Source organism: Microbacterium sp. T3-8, assembly GCF_055398145.1.
The window spans coordinates 2,768,062-2,790,226 of record NZ_AP027918.1 but is presented as its reverse complement, the minus strand read 5'-3'; the positions used below and the strand labels follow the sequence as shown (position 1 = coordinate 2,790,226).

The following is a 22,165-nucleotide window of genomic DNA, read 5'->3' as shown; positions in this document are numbered from 1 at the left end:
GGCCGCCCTCAGGGTCGCGATGCGCGACCCTTCCGGATGAAGCTCATGGTCAGCAGCGTGATGATCATCGCGAAGGCGAGGGGGAGCCCCCAGTAGGGGATGAACGCGATGACGGGCCAGGCGCCGTGGCCGAACGCCTTCTGATCCATGCCGAGCGCGGTTCCGATGATGATCGCGAAAAAGCAGATGACGGATGCCGCGGCGATGCCGAGCGCCGTGAAGGCCAGGATGCGATCCACTCGGCGGATCGGAACATCCGGCTGGGAGTTCTGCGTGCTCATCAGTCTCACCCTACCCGCACCGGGGCCTTCGAGATCTCGCGGCCGGTGACCGGTAGGCTGGAGGGGGTCGCGCACGTGCGCGGCTGTCTTGTTCTGCACCGATTCAGCGAGGTTTCTCCCATGCCCACCGGCAAGGTCAGGTTCTACGACGAAGACAAGGGCTTCGGCTTCATCGCATCCGATGACGGCCAGGACGTCTTCCTGCATGCGTCGGCGATGCCCGCCGGCACCGCCGTCAAGGCGGGCGCCCGCGTCGAGTTCGGCGTCGCCGACGGCAAGCGCGGTCTGCAGGCGCTCTCGGTCCGCGTGCTCGAAGCGCCCGTGAGCCTCGCGAAGGCCAAGCGGAAGCCGGCCGACGACATGGCGATCATCGTCGAGGACCTCGTGAAGCTGCTCGACGGCATCGGCGGCGATCTGCGTCGCGGACGCTACCCGTCCTCCTCCCACGGCCGCAAGATCGCGGCCGTCCTGCGCAAGGTCGCTGATGACCTCGAAGCCTGACGCCGACGAGCGTCTCATCGGAGCCCACGATCTCGCGCTCGCCGCACTGCGCGAGATCACTCCCGCGAACACCATCGGCCCCGCTGCCGGCTTCCTCCCCGAGGAGGACGGCTCGGTCTCGCTGCGCTTCGAGAACCGCCTCGCCGGCTATCCCGGCTGGTACTGGATCGTGACGGTCGCACGGGTCGACGACGAGGACCCGACGGTGCTCGAGGTCGAGCTGCTGCCCGGCGACGGTGCGCTTCTCGCACCCGAGTGGGTGCCGTGGGCCGAGCGTCTCGCCGACTACCGTGCGCACCAGGTCGAACTGGCCGAGCAGGCCGCAGCCGCCGGTGACGATTCCGACGCGGCGGTCGACGGTGCCGCCGACGACCAGAGCGACGACGCAGACGACGATCTCGACGACGACGATCTCGACGACGACGAGCCGGACATCCTCCACGCCGGGGATCTCGACGGTGTCGACATCGACGAGCTCGACGAGGAGTCGGAGGACGACGAGTCGGAGGACGAGGAGTCGGAGGACGACGACTCGGAAGAAGACGATTCCGACGAGGAATCGGATGACGATTCCGACGACGACGACGATTCGGACGAGGACTCCGACGACGAGGAGTGATCCTCCCCGGCATCCGGGGAGGGGCGCGGGCTCAGGGCCCGCGCCCGCACCTCAGGAGGCGGTGTTCGCGAGCACGAAGTCGATCGCGCGGGTGAGCTGGCGCACGTCGTCGGGCTCGATGGACACGAAGGTCGCGACGCGCAGCTGATTGCGCCCGAGCTTGCGGTAGGGCTCCGTGTCGACGATCCCGTTGGCGCGGAGCGTCTTCGCGATCGCCGCCGCGTCGATGCTGTCGTCGAAGTCGATCGTGACGACGACGGGGGAGCGGTGCGCCGCTTCCGCGACGAAGGGTGTCGCGACCGAGGAGGCCTCCGCCCAGTCGTAGAGCACGCCGGAGGACTCGGCGGTGCGGGCGGCGGCCCAGCTCAGGCCCCCGTTGTCGAGGATCCACCGCAGCTGGCTGTCGAGCAGGTGCAGGGTCGTCAGCGCCGGGGTGTTGAGCGTCTGGTTCAGACGCGAGTTGTCGAGCGCGTTCTTCAGGCTCAGGAACTCCGGGATGTACCGATCGGATGCCGCGATCCGCTCGATCCGCTCGATCGCCGCCGGCGAGGCGACGGCGAACCACAGCCCGCCGTCGGACCCGAGGTTCTTCTGCGGGGCGAAGTAGTAGAGGTCGGCCTGCGTGGCGTCGAAGTCGATGCCGCCCGCGGCGCTGGTCGCGTCGATGACGGTCAGTGCCCCCTCGGAGGCGACGCGCTCGACGGGAACGGCCACGCCGGTGGAGGTCTCGTTGTGCGGCCAGGCGTAGACGTCGACGCCGTCGACGATCTGCGCGGTCGTCGCCGATCCGGGCTCGGCCTTGCGCACGTCGGGGGCGTCGAGCCAGGGGGCTGCCGCAGCCGCGGCGAACTTGCCACCGAACTCGCCGAAGACGAGGTTCTGGCTGCGGCGCTCGATGAGGCCGAAGGCCGCCGCGTCCCAGAACGCCGTGGACCCGCCGTTGCCGACCAGGATCTCGTATCCCTCCGGCGCACGGAACAGGGCGGAGAGCTGCTCGCGAACGCTGCCCACGAGGTTCTTCACGGGTGCCTGGCGGTGCGAGGTGCCGAGGATCGACGCTCCCGCGGTCACCAGAGCCTCGAGCTGCGCGGGGCGCACCTTCGAGGGTCCGCAGCCGAAACGGCCGTCGACGGGCAGGAGGTCACGCGGAATCTCGATCGCCATGCGTAGATTCTACGGGGGCGCGCAGGGCGTGTTTCACCGTGCGCGAGCCCGATGTCCGTGCGGGAATGTAGGCTTGCCTAAGAACCTCGGAGGGCCAGAACATGACGGATCTGATCGACACCACGGAGATGTACCTCCGCACCATCCTCGAACTCGAGGAGGAGAACATCGTTCCGCTGCGTGCGCGCATCTCCGAGCGCCTCGGCCACTCGGGTCCCACGGTCTCGCAGACCGTCGGCCGGATGGAGCGCGACGGCCTGGTGATCGTCTCCGAGGATCGCACGCTCGAGCTCACCGATGCCGGCCGCCGCAAGGCCGTCGACGTGATGCGCAAGCATCGCCTCGCCGAGCGGCTCCTCTCCGATGTGATCGGACTCGACTGGGCGTTCGTGCACGAAGAGGCCTGCCGCTGGGAGCACGTCATGAGCGAGCAGGTCGAGCGTCGCCTCGTCGAGCTCCTCGGGCACCCGACCGAGTCGCCCTACGGCAACCCGATCCCCGGGCTCGACCAGCTCGGCGACCTTCCGGCGCGCACCTTCGACGAGGGCGTCATCGGCCTCGTGCAGAAGCTGAATGCGGCGGGTGAGCCGATCGACGGCACCGTCCGTCGCCTCGCCGAGCCCGCGCAGGTCGACCCCGAACTGCTCGAGCAGCTGCGCGACGCGGGCGTCATGCCCGGTGCGCGCGGCGACTTCCGCTTCAACGAGGGATACGTCCTGATCCAGATGGAGGGCAAGGACGACGGACTCGAGCTTCCCGTCGAGCTTGCCTCGCACATCTTCCTCGTGGGGGAGCCTGCCTGAAAATGGCTCCTGAACTGGCTCTCCGAGGATTGCCAGGTTCACAGGGTGACATGATCGTTATCTTCCGGTAACCTCGGTCGAGTCGTCCGCGAAGCCCGCAGACGATGAATCGCGTCGGTTGCCTCCCAGGCTCGTCGTCGACGCGGTGAGAAACGCACAACGTACCCGAGATACACACGTGCCACGAGAGCAGAGTGCCGACGAGTCAGCGCTACCCGAGCGCGCAGGCGCTGGAGGATGTTTTGGTCGCAGACAACGAATTGCCCGTGAAGAAATCTGAAGACCGCGCTGTCGCCCGCCGTACCGGTGGGAAGAACGGCACCCGCTCCATCGCGAAGCCGATCCGGTCGGTCGCCATCTTCGGGGCAGTCGGTGCTCTGGTCGCCGCCGTCGCTCTGCCCGCCTACGCCGCCACCAAGCCGGCGGAGGCCGCCACCACCGTCCAGCAGCTCGCCGCCGTCGACGCGCAGTCGCTCGTCGTGGCATCCGAGGCCACTGCAGCTCCCCTCGATCGCGGAACCTTCACGGCGACGACGCCGGAGGAGATCGAGAAGAAGAAGGCCGAAGAAGCTGCCGCCGCACGTGCCGCCGAGGCGGCGAAGGCCGCCGCTGCCAGCACCAGCACCAGCTTCAACACCGCGGGCTACGCGCTCGTCGCGCCCGGATCGGGTGAGGTCCGTTACCCGCTTCCCCTCGGCTCCTGGAACGTCAGCCGCACGGTCGGCGGCGGTCACAACGGTGCCGACATGCTCGCCCCCGCGGGCACCCCGATCTACGCGGCCGCGGCCGGCGTCGTGCGCGCCTCGGCCGAGAGCATCGGCGGATACGGCGTCTGCGTCATGCTCGACAGCGTCATCGGTGGCCAGCGCGTGCAGACCACGTACGGCCACATGATCTACGGCTCGCGTCAGGTGCAGCAGGGGCAGACCGTCGAAGCCGGCCAGCTCATCGGTTACGTCGGCAGCACCGGTCGCTCGACCGCCAACCATCTCCACTTCGAGGTCTGGGTCAACGGCGGACTCGTCGAGCCCATCGGTTGGCTCGGCGCCAACGCCGGCTGACCTTTCTTGAGCCGCTCGGCTGGGCGAGCGCTGGGCGAACACGCCCGAACGTTCACCGGCTGTTTCGCCCTGCACCGTCCGGAATGGGTTAGCCTGAACCCGTCGTCGAACTGACGGGAGAAGCCGATGGACACGCAACCGAGTATCCGCACCATGGATGCCCTCGGTCGTCACGTCCTCCGGCATTGCCCGCAGGGACGCCGCGGTTCTTCCGCGCGCAGAAGGCGCTGTCTCTAGACAGCGCCTTTTTTCGTCTCTGCGATCATTCCTCCGCCGGCACGACGTCGTGTGAGTCGAGAGTGCCGGGAAGCCGTCCCGGCGGATCGAGAGGATGACGAATGCGCACACTTGTCCTGAACGCGGGCTACGAGCCCCTGGCGATCGTGTCGTTCAAGCGGGCCCTCGTGCTCGTGATGAACGACAAGGCCTCCGTGATCGAACGCATCGAGGGGGACCCCGTCTGGGGGAGCCGCGGTGCCTACGATCGCCCGGCGGTGATCATCCTCTCGCGTTACGTGCGCGTGCCGAACAGCAGGCGGGTGCCGGTCACGCGTCGCGGCGTGCTGCGCCGCGACAATCACCGGTGCGGTTACTGCGGCAAGGCGGCGTCGACCATCGACCACGTGATGCCGCGTTCGCGAGGCGGAGCCGACTCGTGGGAGAACCTCGTCGCCTGCTGCCTGCGCTGCAACAACGTGAAGAGCAATCGCACACCGCAGGAGATGCGCTGGGAACTGCGGTTCGTTCCTCGGCCTCCGCACGGCACGGCGTGGACCGTGCGCGGCACCGAGCGCAGCGACCCGCGGTGGGAGCCGTACCTGGCGCTCGCGGCCTGACCGCGAGCGACAGGCGCGACTCGGAACGGATCAGAGGAAGTAGTCGAGCGCGAGTTTCGCGAGGATGCCGATCGAGCCGAGCACGATCCCGATGATCGCCATCGTCGTATGGGCACCGCTCGTGGGAAGCCCCTGGCGACGCGCGGTCGACTGCGTGCGGAGGGTGAACACGCCCATCCCGATGCCGATGAATCCGGCGATCCAGGGCAGGACGATGATCGAGACCGCTCCGGCGACGACCGAGATGATGCTGCTGGTCTGCGGTGACGTCTGCTTCCGCCCGGCGGGCACGGGGGCCTGACCGGGGTAGCCGTAGGGCGCGACCTGCTGCGGGGGCTGGACGGGCTGCGGCGGCGTCGCGTACTGCGGCGCGACCGGAGGCGCATACTGCGGTGCGACCGGCGGTGCAGTATGCGGCGCGGGCGGCTGGTACCCGAGCGGGCTCGCGGTGGGTGCCGGGGGAACGGGCGGCACCGACGTGGCCGGCGGGACCGGCGGGATGCCCGCGCCCGGTGCGGGCGGCGGAACGTACGGGTTCTGCGTCGGATCGGTCATCGTCGTGTCCCCACTCGTCGTCGGATGATCATCGGTGCCCTCGACAGGATTCGAACCTGCGACCTGCCCTTTAGGAGAGGGCTGCTCTATCCTGCTGAGCTACGGGGGCCTGGAATCCAGTCTAGCGACCGGATACGTCAGGCCCCTGAGGCTCGGCAGAGACTCAGTCCAGGCCCCGGCGCCAGAGCTTCGACGGCCACCAGATCCTCTTGCCGATGTCGTAAGCGAGCGCGGGCACGAGCAGCGACCGCACGATGAACGTGTCGAGCAGCACCCCGAACGCCACGATGAACGCGAGCTGCACGAGGAAGAGGATCGGGATCACCGAGAGTGCGGCGAACGTCGCGGCCAGCACGAGGCCCGCGGAGGTGATGACGCCGCCCGTGATCGACAGTCCGCGCAGCACACCCTCGCGCGTGCCGTGCGCCAGGGATTCCTCGCGCACGCGCGTCATCAGGAAGATGTTGTAGTCGATACCGAGGGCGACGAGGAAGACGAAACCGTAGAGCGGCACGGCGGGGTCCGCCCCGGGGAAGTCGAAGATGCCGTTGAAGACCAGCGCCGAGACGCCCATCGCGGTGCCGAACGACAGCACCGTGGTGAGGATCAGGAGCACCGGCGCGAGGATCGAGCGCAGCAGCAGCATCAGGATCAGCATGATGACGACGAGGATCACGGGGATGATCAGATTGCGATCGTGGATCGACGCGTCGTTCGTGTCGATCGCCGTCGCCGTCACGCCGCCGACCAGGGCGTCGACGCCCGCGAGCTCGGTGCGCAGGGAGCGGACGGTCTCGGCCGCGGCATCCGAATCGGCGGCGTCGGTGAGCGTCGCCTGCAGCAGCACCTCACCGTCGACGACCGTCGGATCGGGTGCGGCGGTTCCGGGAGGGCCGACCGCGACGATGCCATCGGTCGTCACGCTCGCGGTTCCGCTGGGGGAATCGGATGCCGTGACCGCGACGCTGTCGACGCCGTCGTTCGCGAGCAGCACATCTGCGGCATCCTGCAGGGAGTCCTCGGCGACGATCACGTAGGCCGGGCTGCCCGAACCGCCCGGGAAGTGCTCACCGAGCGCCGCCTGGCCGTCGCGCGCCTCGGACGCGCCGAGCACGAGATCGGACTGCGGCACGCCCACCGCGTTGAGCTGAGTGATGCCCGCGGCGCCGGCGAGCAGCACCAGCGTCGTGACGATCCAGATCACCCGCGGTCGACGGGTGATGACTCCCGCGAGGCGCGCCCAGAGGCCCGTGGTGCGCATGCCGTGCTCTTCGGCGACGACCTCCGGCTCGAACCGCGGCCGCCGCGGCCAGAACACCGCGCGACCGAAGAGCAGCAGCAGTGCGGGCAGCAGGCTGAGCGCCGCGAGCATCGCGAAGACGATACCGATCGCCGCGACCGGACCGAGGGTGCTGTTCGACTTGAGATCGCTCAGCAGCAGGCACAGCAGACCCGCGATCACCGTGCCGCCGGAGGCGACGATCGGCTCGAACGACCCCTTCCACGCGGCCATGACCGCCGTGCCCTTGTCTTCCGCGATGCGCAGTTCCTCGCGGAAGCGCGCGACGAACAGCAGCGCGTAGTCGGTCGCGGCGCCGATGACGAGGATGAAGAGGATGCCCTGGGTCTGCCCGCTCAGCAGCAGGACCTCGAACTTCGCGAGCCACCACACCACCAGCAGAGCGACGCAGAGCGCGAAGAGGCTGGTGGAGAGCACCACGAGCGGCAGCAGGAACGAGCGGTAGACGAGCACGAGGATCACCAGAACGGCGAGGAGCGCGACGCCCAGGAGGAGTCCGTCGATGCCCGCGAACCCGGCGGCGAGATCGGCGGTGAATCCGGCGGGGCCCGTGATGTACACGCTGACGCCGTCCGGGGCGGAGGCGCGCAGCACGTCGCCGAGCTCGGCCGTGACGTCCTTCAGCTCGGCGTCTCCACTGATCGGGATGAACGCCTGCACCGCGTATCCGTCGTCGGAGACGAGCGCGGGCGAGACGTCGTCGGCGATGCCCTCGAGCGAGGGGGTGTCGGCGACGGCGTCCGTGATCGCGGAGATCTCGGCATCCGTCAGCGTCGTCTCGGAGGTGAAGACGGCGATCGCGGGGATCTCGTCGCTGTCGCGGAAATCGCCCAGCAGCTCCTGCACCTGGGTGGCGTCCGCCGACTCGGGGAGGTAGGTGGTCTGGTCGTTGGAGGAGACCTCGTCGACCTTGCCGAAGAGCGGGCCGCCGAGCGACGCGCCCACGAGCCAGACCAGGATCAGCGCGACCGGCAGGAACACGCGCACCCAGGAGTGGCGGCGTGAGCGTTCGCGGATGGTCGGCGTCGTGGCGCGGTCGGATCGGGGCATGGTGAGGGCCTTTCGGGTGATGCGGGGTCAGGAGACCCAGGCGAGGATGAGGATCATCGTCGCCAGGAAGCCGGCGAAGTAGTTCAGGAAGATGAAGCGGCGCCAGGCTCGGTTGGTCGCGCCGGAGTCCTCATCGCTCACGCGCCACCACGGCGCGGCGTTGATCAGGTAGGGGAGGGCGAGCAGCGCACCGAGCGGTCCCGGCCAGGCCGTCAGCAGCATCAGGATGCCGGCGAGCGCCCACAGGCCCAGCGAGAGGCGCACGGTCGCGGCTGCGCCGATCACGGTCGCCACCGAGCCGATGCCGGCTTCGCGGTCGGGGCCGACGTCCTGCACCGCGCCGAACGCGTGCGCCGCCATGCCCCAGAGGAAGAAGGCCACGAGCACGAGCACGGTGTCGCGGGTGACGCCCGAGCCCGCCAGGGCCAGTCCGACGATCGCCGGGGTCACGAAGTGCAGGCTCGAGGTCACCGAATCGAGGAACGCGCGCTCCTTGAAGCGCAGACGAGGCGCGGAGTACGCGATCACCGCGAACACGCTGACCGCGAGCCACGCGGTCGACGCGGCGTTGCCCACCACGACGAGGTAGACCAGGAACGGGATGTTCGACACCGCCGCAGCCCACAGTGTCGGGCGGTGCATCCGCGGAGCGAGGAGCGCACCCTCGATGCCCCCCTTGCGCGGGTTCGCGAGATCCGAGGCGTAGTCGAACACATCGTTGATCCCGTACATGGCGAGGTTGTAGGGGATCAGGAAGTACACGAAGCCGATCACGACGGTGAGGTCGAGTTCGCGCGTCGTGAGCAGATAACCGGCGGCGAACGGGAACGCGGTGTTGATCCAGCTGATGGGGCGCGACGAGAGCAGGATCTGCCCCAGGTCGCTGGCGAGCGACGGGCGGGCAGCGGGTGCGGTCATGCGCAGGTCCTCTCAGAGGAAGGAGCGTCTTCCGGGGCGGTACGCCGCGAGCGGAGCGCAGCCCACAGCGCCGGCAGCAGCAGAGCGCCGGCGAGCGGATACGCGAAGTCCTCGATCGGGGCGAGGCCGATGTGCACGCCGAGCAGCTGCGGCCCGGCGTAGTGGAAGAGTTCGCTCGCGATCATGATCGTGTCGAACACTGCCGTCAGCGTGAGCATCACCAGGACGGTCAGGGCGACGGCACCGGCATGCGGACCTCGACCGCGAGCGAGGAGCGTCAGGCCGATCGCGATCACCACGGCGGCGCCGAGGAACCACGCGGCGAGCTGCAGGTAGGTCATCGCGCCTCCTCGCTCGGCACCGGGCGAGCGCGGCCGCGGGTGAGCAGGCGCACCGCCCCCGTGTAGACGACCATCGTGCAGATCACCAGGAACGTGAGGAAGACCGGCTCCTCGAGCGGCATCTCGGGCGCGAGCACGATGCCCGTCGCGATCGCGCCCTCGCCCCGGTAGAAGATGCCGGTGGCGATGCCGAAGACGTCCCAGATCAGGAAGAACGCCAGACCCGCGATCGTGACGACGGTCGCCGCGATCGCATCCCGCCAGAAGAACAGTCGGAAGCGCCGGTCGAGCAGCAGCATGCAGCCCGTCGAGACCAGCAGGGCGGCCAGGTACACGAAGCCCATCAGCGCCCCGTCGATCCGCGGGGAGTGCGCGCGGGCTCCGGAAGGGGGCCGGCGGAGTGATCGCCGCGGATGCGCTTGAGCACGATCTCCGCGCTGATCAGGCACATCGGCACACCGACGCCCGGCGCCGTCGTCGCCCCCGCGTAGTAGAGGCCGCGCACCCGCTTCGAGGCGTTCTGCGCGCGGAACATCGCGCTCTGCGACAGGATGTGCGCCGGCCCCAGCATCCCCCCGCTCCACGAGTGGTAGTCGTCGCGGAAGTCGGCCGGTCCCTTGGTCTCGCGCACCACGATCCGCTCTCGCAGGTCGGGGATGCCCGCCCAGGTCGAGACGAGGTCGATCGCGGCGTCGGCCGCGCGCTCGATCGTCGCCGATCCGGTGCCGTCGGAGCCGCCGTGGCCGAGGTCGGGGTCGGCGGGGACCGGCACGAGGATGAAGAGGTTCTCGTGACCGGCCGGGGCCACGGCGTCGTCGGTCGCGCTGGGGCGGCAGACGTACGTCGAGGCGGGGGAGGGGATGCGCTGCTCGGATCCGAAGATGGCGTCGAAGTTCGCGTCCCAGTCGTCGGTGAAGAACAGGGAGTGGTGCGGCAGCTCGGGGAGCGCACCGCGCACGCCGAGCATGACGAGCACCGCGCCGGGGCCGCTCGTGCGTCGGCTCCACCAGGATTCGGGATAGCTGCGCTGCTCGGCGGGCAGGAGCGCGGTCTCGGTGTGGTGCAGATCGGCGCCGGAGACCACGATATCGGCGTCTTCGATGTGGCGTTCGCCGGCGGCATCCGTCCATTCCACGCCGGTCGCGCGCGTCGCCCGACCGCGGCCGGTGGTGCGGATGCCGGTGACCTCCGCCTCGGTCACGATGCGCGCGCCCGCGTCGCGGGCCAGCGCCTCGATGCGCAGGGCGACGCCCCAGAAACCGCCCTGGGGGTAGCTGACGCCCTCGTCGAGGTCGAGCGCGCTCATGAGGTGGTACATCGCGGGGGCGCTGCGCGGATCGGTGCCGAGGAAGACCGCCGGATAGCCGAGGATCTGCCGGAGCAGCGGATCGCGGAACCGTCGGCCCGCGAAGGCCTGCAGGCGCGTGCCCAGGAGGGAGAACAGCCGCGGAGCAGCGCGCAGCACTTCTCCGGTCGTCAGCGTCGTCAGCCGGGTGAACGGGTTGTAGAGGAAATACTTCTCGGCCATCGAGGTCGCGTGGTGGGCCGAGTCGAGGTAGTCGGACAGCGCGCTCGCCGCACCCGGCTCGCGCGACTCGAACAGCCGGGAGACGGCGTCGCGCCCCGCCGGCACCGTCACCTCCGAGGTCGCCGCATCGCCCTGCGGCTGACGGAACACGCGATAGCCGGGGTCGAGCGGCACGAGATCGAGCTGTTCGGCGGCCGACGTGCCCATCATCGCGAACCAGTGGTCGAAGACCTCCGGCATCAGGTACCAGGAGGGGCCGGTGTCGAAGCGGAAGCCGTCGCGCTCGATGCTGCCCGCGCGCCCGCCGACCTGTGCGTTCTTCTCGAGAACGAGCACCTCGTGGCCGTCGCGTGCGAGCAGGCCCGCGGTCGCGAGGCCCGCGACGCCGGCGCCGATCACCACCACCCGGCTCATCGGGGCTCCACCGCGGTGACGAGCACGGAGCGTGCGGCGAGCACTGCCTTGAGCGGGTCGGGCACGCGCACGCGCCGTCGGTAGAGGTCGTCGACGGGGGTCTTCGCGACGCGTCGGGTGAGCGCGGCGAACAGGGCGAGCGCGCTGCGCACGGCGGCGCGCGCATCCTTCGGGAGGAGCGGGATCGAGGCGCGGGCGTCGTCGAGCTGGGTCTCGACGGTCGCGACCCAGGTGTCGCGGTCGGCGTCGGTGAGGCGCTCGGCCGTGCCGAGATAGCTGCGGCGCAGACGATCGGTGTCGTCGGCGAGGTCGCGCAGGAAGTTCACGTTCTGGAACGCGGCGCCGAGCTGGCGTGCGCCGTGCTCGAGCGTCTCGAGCTGCGCGGTCGTGCGCTCGGCGTCCCGCAGGAACACGCGCAGGCACATCAGGCCCACCACCTCTGCGGATCCGAACACGTACCGTGCGTGGGCGTCGGCGTCGTACGCCGCCGCCGCGTCCGCCGAGGGAATGTCGGCGCGCATCGAGTCGAAGAACGGCTGCGTGAGGTCCTCCCCGATGCCGCACGCGCGCGCCGTCTGCGCGAAGGCGTGCAGGATGAGGTCGCTGCTGTACCCCGTGCGCAGAGAGCGGTGGGTCTCGGCGATGTACGACGTCAGCGCGTCGGCCTGCGCTCCGGCGTCGAGCCCCGCCTCGGCGGCCACGCCGTCGACGATCTCGTCGGCGATCCGCACCATCGCGTAGATGTTGCGGATGTGCTGGCGGTGGCGGGGGCCGAGCAGCTTGGTCGCCATGCCGAACGACGTGGAATAGGCGCGGATCACGCCGGCGGTGGCGATCTCGGCGGTCCTGCTGAACCGGCGCAGGGATTCGTCGCCGCCGGTCGCGGGCGATGCGGTCACGATGCGCGCCCCTCGATGCGCGCGATCAGGGTGCGGATGCTGTCGATGACGTCGCCCGAGACGATGTGCGCGGACTCGATGTCGACCGCGACCGCGGATGCCGCGGCGAGCTCATCGGCGACGAGGCCCTGCACGAATCGCTCGGCCCCGCAGTCGCGCAGGTGTTCGCGGATGCGCACGGCCTCGTGCTCATCGAGCATCGTGGAGCCGAAGTGCTGCCGGATGTGGGGCCAGGCGGTCGTCATCCGCGCATAGGCGATGATGGCCGTCTCCTTGCCCTCGCGCAGGTCGGAGAACGCATCCTTGCCGTGCACCTCGTGATCGCCGAACACGCAGAGCAGGTCGTCCTGGAGCTGGAAGGCGAGTCCGAGATGACGGCCGATCGCCGCCAGGTCGTCTTCGAGCTCGGCCGAGGCCCCGGCGAGGATCGCCGCCGCCCGCAGAGGGAGCGAGAACGAGTAGGTCGCGGTCTTGTAGGTGCTCATCTCCAGGATCGTGCGGAGGTCCGGTTCGATGATCCCGTCGCCCAGGCCGACGTCGATGTGCTCCCCGGCGACGGTCTCGACGATGGTGTGCTCGATGAGGTCGAGCAGGCGCAGACGTGCGGAGGTCGAGACGCGGGCGCGCGCGAAGCCGAGAACCGAGGTCGCCAGCAGCAGGTCGCCCATGAGGATGGCGCTCGAGCGCGCCCAGTGCAGCTCGGAGTCCTCGCGCGCCCGGCCCGTGGACGCCGCGAGGGTACCGATGAGGTTCGGCTGCCGACGACGCACGAGGTCGCCGTCGATCACATCGTCGTGCAGGAGGAAGGCGTAGTGGAGCAGCTCGACCTCTGCGGCGATCTCGATGGCTGCTGTCTGGTCGACCTCCGAACCGGATGCCGACAGCGCTCGGTGCGCGTCGAGGAGCAGGCGAGGACGGATCATCTTGCCGCCCATCGCGTGCGCCGCGGCGGCACGCCAGAGCGCGGCGAACGGTTCTCCGTAGTTCTCGGCGGCGGAGCTGCGCTCGGCGAAGCGTTGCCGGAGGGCCTCCTCGACGCGGGTGCCGAGTTCGTCCTGAGTCGCGACGGAAGCCATGATCAGAGTGCTCCGCTCTCTCGGAGCAGCGGAAGCTGCTCGACCAGCCAGGGGCTGAAGGCGAAGGGGGTCCCGGCGACGGCGGCGGCGATGTCGGCGGCATCCGCCCACGCCCATTCCGCGACCTCGTCCGGTCGGGGGGAGAGGTCGCCGTCGAGTCGGGCGACGTAGACGGGGCACACCTCGTTCTCGACGATGCCGCTCGCGTCGACGGCGCGGTAGCGGTAATCGGGGAGCGCGGGCCGCAGATCGACGACGCGCGCACCGAGCTCTTCGTGTGCTCGGCGGTGCACGGCATCCGCGATGGCCTCATCCGGGCGGGGATGCCCGCAGAAGCTGTTCGTCCACACGCCGGGCCAGGTCTTCTTGGCGAGCGAACGGCGGGTGAGCAGAACCTGTCCGCGCGCGTTCAGCAGGTGGCAGGAGAAGGCCAGGTGAAGAGGAGTGTCGGTGGTGTGGACGTCGCTCTTCGGCAGGGAACCGATCGCGGTTCCGTTCTCGTCGAGAAGGGTCACGTCGTCCATGGCGTCCTCTGCAGGTCATTTCACTAGCTTGGCGAGTAATTAACTTAGCATGAAATAGATCGTTGTGTAACATGATCGCATGGACACTGCACCCGGCACTACCCCGAAGACGGGGGCGCCGGTCGACGGTACGCGAGCGGATGCCGCGGCCGACGGGCTCAGCCACGCCGCGATCTACGACGTCGAGGCGAGCGACCCGCGCAGTGCGCTCGTCGATCGCTCGGGGGTCGCGCCGGAGGACCTGCAGCAGATCGCTCTCGTGATGGGAGCACTCGGCGAGTTGCGCGAGGCCGAGCAGAAGCTGTCGCGCGCCTCGCGTCGCTACATGCAGCTCAACGAGACCGACATGCGTGCCCTGCATTACCTCATCGTGTGCGCCAACCGGCACGCGATCGCGACCCCGGGCGGCATCGCGCAGCACCTGGCGATCTCGACCGCGTCGACCACCAAGCTGCTCGACCGCCTCGAGAAGGGCGGTCACATCGTGCGCTCGCCGCACCCGACCGACCGCCGGGCGCTCGCGATCACGATCACCGAGGAGACCCGCCACGCGGCGATGCAGACCGTGGGGCGTCAGCAGGCGAAGCGGTTCTACGCCGCGGCCAGGCTCACGCGCGAGGAGCGCGCGGTCGTCATTCGCTTCCTCGAGGACATGACGCAGGAGATCGCCCTGCCCGATGAGGCCTGGGTCACCGAGCACGACGAATGAAGGCTCCCCCGGAGGAGAGCCTTCGTTCGTGGTATTCGTGCGCGATCAGTGCGCTTTGTTGTACGCCTCGATGACGGGCGCGGGAATTCGTCCGCGCTCCGAGAGCGAGTATCCGTTGTCATTCGCCCAGGCGCGGATGGCCGCGACCTCGGGGTTGCGCGCAGGTCGCTTACGGGCGGAACCCGAAGAGCTGCGCGGGGAGCTCGCGGAACCCGCACGACGCCCGGCGGAGATGTAGGGCTCGAGGGCTGCGCGGAGTTCCGCGGCGTGCTCCGAGTTCAGATCGATCTCCCACGCGGTGCCGTTGAGGGAGAAATGAACGGTCTCTCCCTCGCCGATCTCCAGAACGCTGCCGTCGATATCGTCGACCAGTTGATGCACAATTCGTCTCGCCATGGAGTGAACATTACTCGCCGAATCTAATTGCGGCAATCAATTCGACGGCGATTCCTTTTGCATACAGGAGTGAATGCAAATGGAATTCCGGTGTGATTTAGGCGATCACGGCAGGAGCCCCGCCCGCCGGGCTCGAGCGACAGCGGAATGCCGGGTCGATGCGTCGAGCTTCGACATGGCGGTGCCGAGGTACGCCTTGACCGTCCCCTCGCGGAGGCCGAGCTGTGATGCGATCTCGGCATTCGTCGCCCCGAGCGCGGCGCACGAGAGGACATCGGTCTCGCGCGGCGAGAGGCGGACCACGGGCGACGGGCCGGTCGCGGTCGTCGTCTGCTCACCCGAGAGGGCGAGCAGACGACCCTCGACGCGAGCGAGCCGAGCGCGCAGCTCGTCGTCGTCGATCGATGCGGCGATGCTGCGCAGATCGGCGAACGTCTCGCGCAACTGCTCCTGCTGACCGGCCGGCAGGGGGGTGGATGCCGGGGCGCCGGCGCGAAGTCGGCGTTCGACCTCCTCGCGGATGCGCAACTCGTCGGCGACCGACTGCGCGACCTGCATGGCCGGGGCGGTGGTGATCCCGCCGATCTGCTCGTCGTCCCAGGCGCCCGCGTAGAGCACGCCGCGGGATCGTCCCGCGACGACGATCGGAACCGCCAGGAGTGTGCGCAGCCCCTCGCCGAGCACGAAGACGTCGTAGTCGTGCGTGATCTGCTGCGAGGACCCGTAGTCGCTGGTCATGCGCGGACGGAGCTCCATCATCGCTCGCCCTCCGAGTCCGCGCTCGGGTCGAACACGCAGGCCGTCGAGACTGCGGGTGCGGTTGCCAACGATCGTCGTCACGTGCACGACACCGTCATCGAGGAGGCCGCCGAAGGCGACCGGGAACCGCGTGCGGCGGGCGAGTTCCCGCACGGCGCGGGCGACGAGCTCGGTGTCGGATTCGGTTCCGGTCGGAGTGCTCACGGCCACCTGCCTTCCGCGCGACGGCGCCGTTCCCGTCACGCGGTGAGATTACCACCGGCGCCCCTCCGGCGCCCCTCCGGCGCGGATCCCGACGGCCTACTCGGCAGGACCCGCGCCGATCCTGTGGCGCTAGACGCTCTGCCCGCCCGATTCGAGGTCGAGGAGGAACCGCTTGCGCTCGGGGTGCGCCCCGTAGTGACCGGGAGAGCCGTCGGAGCGGATGACGCGGTGCACGGGCACGATGATCGAGAACGGGGTGATGCGGCAGGCCGATCCCACGGCGCGGGCCGCGCCCGGGTGGCCGGCGAGGACGGCGACCTCCCCGTAACTCAGGGTCTCGCCCCACTCGATCGTTCCGATCGCCTCGAGGGCGCGTCGAGGGAAGCCGTCGACGAGGCGCCAGTCGAGAGAGAGGTGCTCGTTGAACCGGATCGGAGCGCCGTCGAAGTAGCGGTCGAGGAGGTCGGCCAGCTCATCGGCCGCACCCGGGTCGGGCTCCGGCACCGCCCGCAGCTCCTGGGCGACGTTCTCGAGGAGCCACGGGACCGACGGGTCTTCCGACTCGGACAGATCGAAGCGCACGATGCCCTCGTCGGAGAACACCGCGAGCGCATCGCCGAAGGGCGTGGGGGCGAAGTCGTAGCGGAAGGTCATGCGTCCATCCTGACGCCCGGCGACCGCCTGCCGTGAGGGGAGGCCCACGGACGGGGGAGAGTCGCTCTCGACGGGTGGCGGTGCAGAAGGAGTTCGCCACGGCATCCGTGACCGGAATTCCGCGAAACCCGCCCGGGATACCGGGCCTCGCGCCCGGCGCGCTTAGTGTGTGAGTTGTGTGGCGACGGGAAGGCAAGACGGTAGAAGACGCGGGAGCAGCGCTCGCCGTGACCCTCAGCGACCTCCGGTCCTCGTCGACCGGCGTCATCGTGACCCACGCCGCCGAGGGCGAGCGCTCGCGACTGCGTAGTGAAGCCGCCGATCTGGGCGGCCCCTCGCCGCTGACCAGCTTCCGCGACGGGGCCGAGTCCGGTATCGACATCTCCAAGGCGCATCCCGGCAGCCTCCCGCAGTTCATCACCGGAAAATCGACGCTGCTGTCGAACCTCTTCCGCGACGAGGTCGGTCTGCGCACCGCGCGACTCGCCGCCGAGCGGATCACCGCGAAGAACACCGAGCTGCGCACCGTGCGCGGCATCGAGGCCGTGCACCTCGCCGTCGGCGTCGCCCGCTGGCGGATCGGGGGAGCGTTCTTCGCCGCCCCCGTGCTGCTGCGCCCGCTCGCGATCCGCCGCCACCACTCCGACTACGAGCTGAAGCTGCAGGGGGCGTTCGAGGTCAATCCCGAACTCGTCCGCATCGCCCGCGAGCACTTCGGCATCTCGATCGACGCGTCGACCCTGGCATCCCTCGCCTACGACGGCGGCATCTTCAAGCCTCAGCCGGTCATCGACAGCCTGCGTGCGATCACCCGGACGATCGACACCTTCTCGGTCGAACCGCGCCTGGTCGTGTCGACCTTCGCCGACGTCGCGGGCTCCATGTCGCGCGACACCCGCACGCTCGACCACCAGGTGCTCAACGCCCTCGCCGGTCACGTCGGCGACCGCGAGCGGGTCAGGGCCCCGCGGGCCACGCCGCACTTCACCGGGCCGGACGACCGCGCGCCGGCATCCGACACCCTGTTGCTCGATGCGGATGCCGAGCAGGAGGCCGTCCTCTCGCGCATCGCCGCCGGCCACTCGCTGACCGTCGCGACGCTGCCCGGCACCGGCGGCACGCAGACCGTGATCAACGCGCTGGGCGAGCTCGTCCGGGCGGGGAAGCGCGTGCTCGTCGTCTCGGCCCGCCGCTCCACGCTCGACGGAGTCCGCCACCGCCTGGCCGGGATCGGTCTCGACAGCCTCGCGATCTCGCCGGTGAGCGTGCGTCGTGATCTCGTGCGCGCCATCGGTCGCAACGAGAAGGCGAGCGCTCCCAAGGTCGGAGAGGTCGACGACGCGCTGGTGCGCCTGCGCACCGTGCTCCGCGACTACCGTCACGCGCTTACGTCTCCCGTGCCCGGGATGGATGCCTCCGTGCTCGAGGCGACCCGTCACCTCACCCGACTCGCCTCACTGCCCACCCCGCCGTCGACCACGGCGCGACTCAGCAACGAGTCCCTGCGGCGTCTCGCCGGCGATCGCGGGCCGGCCGCCGCCGCCCTCGCGCAGGCCGCGCGTCTCGGCGAGTTCCGCTTCGGTCCCGACGATTCGCCCTGGTACGGCGTCACCTTCGCCACGACCGAGGCCGCACGCGCCGCGCACGAGCTGGCGGGCCGCCTGCACTCCGACAGCGTTCCGGCGCTGCTCGAGCGGGGCTACGAACTCATCGCCCAGACCCACATGCGCCCGTTCTCGACCATCGACGAGCTCGGCGACTACCTGCGACTGCTCGAGGGCATCCGCGACTCGCTCGACCGCTTCAGCCCGACCGTGTTCGAGCGCCCGCTGGGCGAGCTGATCCAGGCGCACGGGTCCCGCCGCGATGCACCGGGGATGTCGTCGGCGAACCGTCGGCGGTTGCGCCGTCTGGCGAAGGAGTACGTGCGTCCCGGTGTGCACGTCACCGAGATGCACGAGGCGCTGCTGCGCATCCAGACCCAGCGCACGCAGTGGCAGCGCTGCGTCGATGCGGGCGTCGCCCCCGAGATCCCCCTGGGTCTCGGCGAGGTCGCGGCCGCGTGGCAGCGCGTCGAGGCCGAACTCGCCGAACTCGACGCGGCCCTCGGCCGACGTGAACCGCTGGCGACGCTGCCCGTGGCGCGCCTGGTGCGCACGCTCGCGGGTCTCGCGGCGAAGTCCGACGTCTTCGAGAACCTCGTCGAGCGCGCGGAGCTGCGCGACGAACTCGCCCTCCTCGGCCTTGAGCCCCTGCTCACCGACCTCTCGGTGCGTCACGTCTCCGAGTCGCGGGTGGGCGACGAGCTCGAGTTCGCGTGGTGGCAGTCTCTCCTCGAGCGCGCCCTCCAGGACAACCGCGCCCTCCTCGGCGCGAACACCGCGGTCGTCGATCGGCTCGAGCGCGACTTCCGTCTCGTCGACGAGGCGCACGCCGCGATGGCCGGCCCGTTGCTGGCCTGGCAGCTCGCCAACCAGTGGAAGATCGCGATCGTCGATGAGCCGCAGGAATCCGCGAACCTGCGTCGTGCCCTGACGCAGAGCACGACGACGTCCGCCGAGGTGATCAGCGCCGCTCCGACGCTCGTCTCCACGCTCGCTCCGGTCTGGATCTCCTCGCCCTACCTCGTGCCCGAGATCCCGGACTCCGTCGAGTTCGACGCCGTTCTCCTGGTGGATGCCGCGGCGATCAACCTCGCCGAGGCCGCGCCCGCGATCCGTCGTGCGCGGCAGGTCGTCGCGTTCGGCGACCCGGTGACCCAGCGTCCGTCGCCGTTCCAGATCGCCGTCGACCCGGATGACCTCTGGGAGCCCGAGGTCGAGTTCGACGAGACCTCGGTGTTCGAACGTCTCTCGGAGCTGCTTCCGGTGATGACGCTCACGCGCAGCTACCGCGCCGGGGGAGAAGACCTCGCCGAGCTCATCAACGACGCCTTCTACGGTGGCGAGATCGTGTCGCTGCCCTGGGCCGGGTCGTATCTCGGTCGGGGAAGCCTCACGGTCGACTACGTCGAGGGAGGCACGGGCACGCCCGACCCGATCTCGGGTGCGGTCGAGAGCCCCGACGCCGAGGTCGCCCGCGTGGTGACGCTCGTGGTCGAGCATGCCGTGCACCGCCCGTCCGAGTCGCTCATGGTCGTGACCGCGAGCGCCCGTCATGCCGAGCGCGTGCGCGCCGCGGTCACGGCAGCCTTCGCCGGACGCTCCGACGTCGCCGACTTCGTGGGGCGCGATACCGCAGAACCCTTCGCCGTTCTCACCCTCGAGCAGTCCGTCGCCGAGAGCCGCGACCGGGTGATCTTCTCGCTCGGCTTCGGTCTGACCAAGCACGGCCGAGTGCTCAGCGACTTCGGCGATCTCTCGACGCCCGACGGCGAGCGGCTGCTCACGGTCGGCATGACCCGCGCGCGCCGTTCCATGGTGATCGTGTCGTCGATCCGTCCGTCGTCCTTCGACGATGGACGCCTCGAGCACGGTGCAGCGACGCTCATGTCGATCCTCGGCGGCCTGGCCGCCCGTGCCCGCGACGCGCGTCTCGAAGACCTCGCCGACCCGTTGACCCTCGCGCTCGCCCGCGAGCTGCGCCGGCTCGGAGCATCCGTCGACGTGGACTACCGTGGTCTGCTGCCGCTGGTCGCGCAGCACGGCGGCAAGGCCGTCGTGATCGAGTGCGATCCGGAATCGCGCGGCGACTCGCTGCGCGAGACTCTGCGTCTGCGCCCGCACGTGCTGCGCCGACTCGGCTGGCACTACGTGCGCGTGCACGCGTTCGACCTCTACAGCGACCCGGCCACGGCGGCGACGCGGATCGCGTCGGTGCTCGGCATCTCGCCGTCGACCGCTCGTGCCGAGAACGACACGCAGCCGCTCGACCTCGATGACGGCGCGAACGGCTGACCGAGCGGATGCCTGAGGATGCCTCTCCGGGGGAGCCCGCATCGGATGCTCCGCGGCAGCGGGTCGAGCGCGTGCCGGGTTCCCGCCGCGCACGCCTGACGCCGGTGGAGGGAAGCGATCCCGACCCCGAGAGCGGTACCGAATCGGTCGCGAAAGACCGGAAGCGGCGCCCGGACGGCCCCGCGGGTCCCAATGACGACCGCATGATGCAGGACGTCCCGCCCCACTACTGAGCGTCGTGGTGACGCTGCGGAGCGGAACGGGACGTCCGGTGCGGCTGCCTGTGCAGCGAGGGTGTGCCCGTCAGTCGCGGGCGTTGCTCTTCGCGAGCAGGTCGCGGATCTCGACGAGCAGCTCGGCCTCGGTTGCGGCGGCCGGCTCCTCTTCGGGCTGCTCGGCGGACGTTCCCTTGCGGGCCTCGACGTGCGCCTTGAAGGTGTTCATCGGCAGCACGAACACGAAGTACACGACGAGGGCGACCGCGAGGAAGCTGATGACGGCTGAGATCAGGTCGCCGAGCGGGAACGTGACCGTGTCGCCGTAGATGTTGGTGACCTGCGGGCCGAAGCCGCCCATCGCGTCGGCCTTGAAGAAGAGGGCGACGAGCGGGTTGATGACACTGGCGACCACGGCGTTGACGATCGCGGTGAACGCCGTGCCGATGACGACGGCGACCGCGAGGTCGATGACATTGCCGCGGAGGATGAAGTCCTTGAATCCTTTGAGCATGCGAACCTCCGAGTGGTGGGGAATCAGGATGAGGTCGGGCTCGACGTCGGCGCGGGGGCGCTGGTGGTCGTCGACTCCTTCTTCGATGATGTCGAAGCATCCGATGATCCGCCACTCTTCGCCCGCGAGTCCGTGCGATAGAAGCCGGAGCCGTTGAAGGTCACGCCGATCGACCCGTACTGCTTGCGCAGGGTGCCGCCGCACTCGGGGCAGACGGTGAGCGACGCGTCGGCGAAGCTCTGCACGGCGTCGAAGCGGTGGCCGCACGACGTGCAGGCATAGGCGTAGGTGGGCATGGTGTCCTCGGAGGGTCAGCGTCGCGTCTGCGACAGGGAGAGGGTCTGCGTCGGCGTCACGATGCCGTCGACCGGCTGGTCGTGCACCTCGCGAGGCAGGGAGTCGAGTATCTCGGAATCATAGATGACCGCGTACACGGGAGGGCACTTCTCCATCGACCCGATGGTCTTGTCGAAATAGCCGCGGCCCCAGCCCATGCGCATGCCCGAACGGTCGACCGCGGCGGCGGGCACGATCATCAGATCGACGTCGTTCACCGCGATGGGGCCGAGCACCTCGCCGGTCGGTTCGGGCAGGCCGAAGAGTCCCTCGGCGACATCGTCGTCGTCGTTCGCGACGGCCCAGTCGAGCAGTCCGTCGGCGCGGGTGACGGGGAGCAATACGCGGATGCCGCGGCGCACCGCCCGCGTGACGAACTCACGGGTGCCCGGCTCGGCGGTCGCCGAGAGGTAGCAGGAGATCGACTGGGCGCCGAGGCTCTCGACGAGTTCGTCGAGGCGTGCGCCGATCGAGGAGGCGGCGGCGTCGCGTTGCGCATCGGAGAGGAGCGCCCGGCGTTCGCGGAGCTCGGCGCGCAGTGCGCGCTTGGCGTGCTCGACCTCGTTCGACATGGCTCAGAGTCTACGCGGCGCCCACCGGTAGGCTGTCGGG

The 22,165-nt window shown here is 69.7% G+C and carries 24 protein-coding genes and 1 tRNA gene; 7 read left to right on the top strand and 18 right to left on the bottom strand.

The window, feature by feature from the left end; genetic code table 11:
- Positions 1-8: 8 nt before the first annotated feature.
- Positions 9-281, bottom strand: a complete 273-nt coding sequence (locus ACZ5Y9_RS13355; protein ID WP_247624983.1) for a multidrug ABC transporter ATPase — start codon at positions 279-281, stop codon at positions 9-11.
- A 120-nt stretch (positions 282-401) separates the two neighbouring features.
- Between ACZ5Y9_RS13355 and ACZ5Y9_RS13350 the strand changes: the two genes are divergently transcribed.
- Complete coding sequence (locus ACZ5Y9_RS13350; protein ID WP_247624982.1) at positions 402-782, top strand: cold-shock protein; 381 nt, start codon at positions 402-404, stop codon at positions 780-782.
- Positions 766-1,401: a DUF3027 domain-containing protein gene (locus ACZ5Y9_RS13345; RefSeq protein WP_464471549.1), complete on the top strand. Its 636-nt coding sequence runs from the start codon at positions 766-768 to the stop codon at positions 1,399-1,401. The genes ACZ5Y9_RS13350 and ACZ5Y9_RS13345 overlap by 17 nt, the downstream gene beginning before the upstream one ends.
- Positions 1,402-1,452: 51 nt before the next feature.
- Here the strand turns inward: ACZ5Y9_RS13345 and serC are convergent, their stop codons facing one another.
- Positions 1,453-2,565 carry a phosphoserine transaminase gene (gene serC / locus ACZ5Y9_RS13340; protein WP_464471548.1) on the bottom strand — a complete coding sequence of 371 codons (1,113 nt, stop codon included), beginning with the start codon at positions 2,563-2,565 and terminating at the stop codon, positions 1,453-1,455.
- A gap of 101 nt (positions 2,566-2,666) precedes the next feature.
- On the opposite strand from serC, the gene ACZ5Y9_RS13335 reads away from it, so the two are divergent.
- The 3 genes from ACZ5Y9_RS13335 (at position 2,667) to ACZ5Y9_RS13325 (ending at position 5,265) form a co-directional block, all read left to right on the top strand.
- Positions 2,667-3,368, top strand: a complete 702-nt coding sequence (locus tag ACZ5Y9_RS13335; protein WP_247624979.1) for a metal-dependent transcriptional regulator — start codon at positions 2,667-2,669, stop codon at positions 3,366-3,368.
- A gap of 266 nt (positions 3,369-3,634) precedes the next feature.
- A complete protein-coding gene (locus tag ACZ5Y9_RS13330) occupies positions 3,635-4,429 on the top strand; it encodes a M23 family metallopeptidase (RefSeq protein WP_247624978.1) in 795 nt (264 codons plus the stop codon).
- A gap of 338 nt (positions 4,430-4,767) precedes the next feature.
- Positions 4,768-5,265: an HNH endonuclease gene (locus ACZ5Y9_RS13325; RefSeq protein WP_247624977.1), complete on the top strand. Its 498-nt coding sequence runs from the start codon at positions 4,768-4,770 to the stop codon at positions 5,263-5,265.
- Positions 5,266-5,295: 30 nt separating this feature from the next.
- Here the strand turns inward: ACZ5Y9_RS13325 and ACZ5Y9_RS13320 are convergent, their stop codons facing one another.
- The 10 genes from ACZ5Y9_RS13320 to idi form a co-directional block, all read right to left on the bottom strand.
- Positions 5,296-5,820 (bottom strand): hypothetical protein, encoded by a 525-nt coding sequence (locus ACZ5Y9_RS13320; protein WP_464471547.1) that lies wholly within the window; start codon positions 5,818-5,820, stop codon positions 5,296-5,298.
- A gap of 35 nt (positions 5,821-5,855) precedes the next feature.
- Positions 5,856-5,929: transfer RNA gene (locus tag ACZ5Y9_RS13315), tRNA-Arg, on the bottom strand.
- A gap of 54 nt (positions 5,930-5,983) precedes the next feature.
- Positions 5,984-8,170 carry an MMPL family transporter gene (locus ACZ5Y9_RS13310; protein WP_464471546.1) on the bottom strand — a complete coding sequence of 729 codons (2,187 nt, stop codon included), beginning with the start codon at positions 8,168-8,170 and terminating at the stop codon, positions 5,984-5,986.
- A gap of 27 nt (positions 8,171-8,197) precedes the next feature.
- Positions 8,198-9,088: a prenyltransferase gene (locus ACZ5Y9_RS13305; protein WP_464471545.1), complete on the bottom strand. Its 891-nt coding sequence runs from the start codon at positions 9,086-9,088 to the stop codon at positions 8,198-8,200.
- Positions 9,085-9,429: a lycopene cyclase domain-containing protein gene (locus tag ACZ5Y9_RS13300; protein WP_247624973.1), complete on the bottom strand. Its 345-nt coding sequence runs from the start codon at positions 9,427-9,429 to the stop codon at positions 9,085-9,087. Before ACZ5Y9_RS13300 ends, ACZ5Y9_RS13305 begins: the two co-directional genes overlap by 4 nt.
- On the bottom strand, positions 9,426-9,773 hold the full coding sequence (locus ACZ5Y9_RS13295) for a lycopene cyclase domain-containing protein (protein ID WP_464471544.1): 348 nt from the start codon (positions 9,771-9,773) through the stop codon (positions 9,426-9,428). The genes ACZ5Y9_RS13300 and ACZ5Y9_RS13295 overlap by 4 nt, the downstream gene beginning before the upstream one ends.
- Positions 9,773-11,371, bottom strand: coding sequence for a phytoene desaturase family protein (gene crtI / locus ACZ5Y9_RS13290; protein WP_247624971.1), 1,599 nt, complete (start codon positions 11,369-11,371; stop codon positions 9,773-9,775). Before crtI ends, ACZ5Y9_RS13295 begins: the two co-directional genes overlap by 1 nt.
- Entirely contained in the window at positions 11,368-12,270 is a 903-nt protein-coding gene (locus tag ACZ5Y9_RS13285) for a phytoene/squalene synthase family protein (protein ID WP_247624970.1), read from the bottom strand. Before ACZ5Y9_RS13285 ends, crtI begins: the two co-directional genes overlap by 4 nt.
- On the bottom strand, positions 12,267-13,346 hold the full coding sequence (locus ACZ5Y9_RS13280) for a polyprenyl synthetase family protein (protein ID WP_464471543.1): 1,080 nt from the start codon (positions 13,344-13,346) through the stop codon (positions 12,267-12,269). Before ACZ5Y9_RS13280 ends, ACZ5Y9_RS13285 begins: the two co-directional genes overlap by 4 nt.
- Positions 13,347-13,348: 2 nt before the next feature.
- Complete coding sequence (idi, locus tag ACZ5Y9_RS13275; protein ID WP_404598348.1) at positions 13,349-13,870, bottom strand: isopentenyl-diphosphate Delta-isomerase; 522 nt, start codon at positions 13,868-13,870, stop codon at positions 13,349-13,351.
- 79 nt (positions 13,871-13,949) lie between these two features.
- Here idi and ACZ5Y9_RS13270 point away from each other — a divergent pair, with 79 nt between their 5' ends.
- On the top strand, positions 13,950-14,579 hold the full coding sequence (locus ACZ5Y9_RS13270; RefSeq protein ID WP_247624967.1) for a MarR family winged helix-turn-helix transcriptional regulator: 630 nt from the start codon (positions 13,950-13,952) through the stop codon (positions 14,577-14,579).
- 45 nt (positions 14,580-14,624) lie between these two features.
- Here ACZ5Y9_RS13270 and ACZ5Y9_RS13265 read toward each other — a convergent pair whose 3' ends face one another.
- The 3 genes from ACZ5Y9_RS13265 to ACZ5Y9_RS13255 all read right to left on the bottom strand — a co-directional run bounded on the left by ACZ5Y9_RS13265 (position 14,625) and on the right by ACZ5Y9_RS13255 (position 16,592).
- Positions 14,625-14,975, bottom strand: a complete 351-nt coding sequence (locus ACZ5Y9_RS13265) for a histone-like nucleoid-structuring protein Lsr2 (protein ID WP_247624966.1) — start codon at positions 14,973-14,975, stop codon at positions 14,625-14,627.
- Positions 14,976-15,080: 105 nt separating this feature from the next.
- Complete coding sequence (locus tag ACZ5Y9_RS13260) at positions 15,081-15,938, bottom strand: LuxR C-terminal-related transcriptional regulator (protein WP_464471542.1); 858 nt, start codon at positions 15,936-15,938, stop codon at positions 15,081-15,083.
- A gap of 129 nt (positions 15,939-16,067) precedes the next feature.
- The gene (locus ACZ5Y9_RS13255) at positions 16,068-16,592 is read right to left on the bottom strand and encodes a methylated-DNA--[protein]-cysteine S-methyltransferase (protein ID WP_464471541.1); all 525 of its coding nucleotides are present in this window, start codon (positions 16,590-16,592) and stop codon (positions 16,068-16,070) included.
- Positions 16,593-16,768: 176 nt separating this feature from the next.
- Between ACZ5Y9_RS13255 and ACZ5Y9_RS13250 the strand changes: the two genes are divergently transcribed.
- A complete protein-coding gene (locus tag ACZ5Y9_RS13250; RefSeq protein ID WP_464471540.1) occupies positions 16,769-20,488 on the top strand; it encodes an AAA family ATPase in 3,720 nt (1,239 codons plus the stop codon).
- Between the two features lie 303 nt (positions 20,489-20,791).
- Here the strand turns inward: ACZ5Y9_RS13250 and mscL are convergent, their stop codons facing one another.
- Genes mscL through ACZ5Y9_RS13235 form a run of 3 tightly spaced genes read right to left on the bottom strand, consistent with a single transcriptional unit; the run spans position 20,792 to position 22,125 of the window.
- Positions 20,792-21,217 (bottom strand): large conductance mechanosensitive channel protein MscL, encoded by a 426-nt coding sequence (gene mscL, locus ACZ5Y9_RS13245; protein WP_247624962.1) that lies wholly within the window; start codon positions 21,215-21,217, stop codon positions 20,792-20,794.
- A 23-nt stretch (positions 21,218-21,240) separates the two neighbouring features.
- Positions 21,241-21,513, bottom strand: a complete 273-nt coding sequence (locus ACZ5Y9_RS13240) for an FmdB family zinc ribbon protein (protein ID WP_247624961.1) — start codon at positions 21,511-21,513, stop codon at positions 21,241-21,243.
- 15 nt (positions 21,514-21,528) lie between these two features.
- Positions 21,529-22,125 carry a 5-formyltetrahydrofolate cyclo-ligase gene (locus tag ACZ5Y9_RS13235; RefSeq protein ID WP_247624960.1) on the bottom strand — a complete coding sequence of 199 codons (597 nt, stop codon included), beginning with the start codon at positions 22,123-22,125 and terminating at the stop codon, positions 21,529-21,531.
- Between the last annotated feature and the right edge of the window lie 40 nt (positions 22,126-22,165).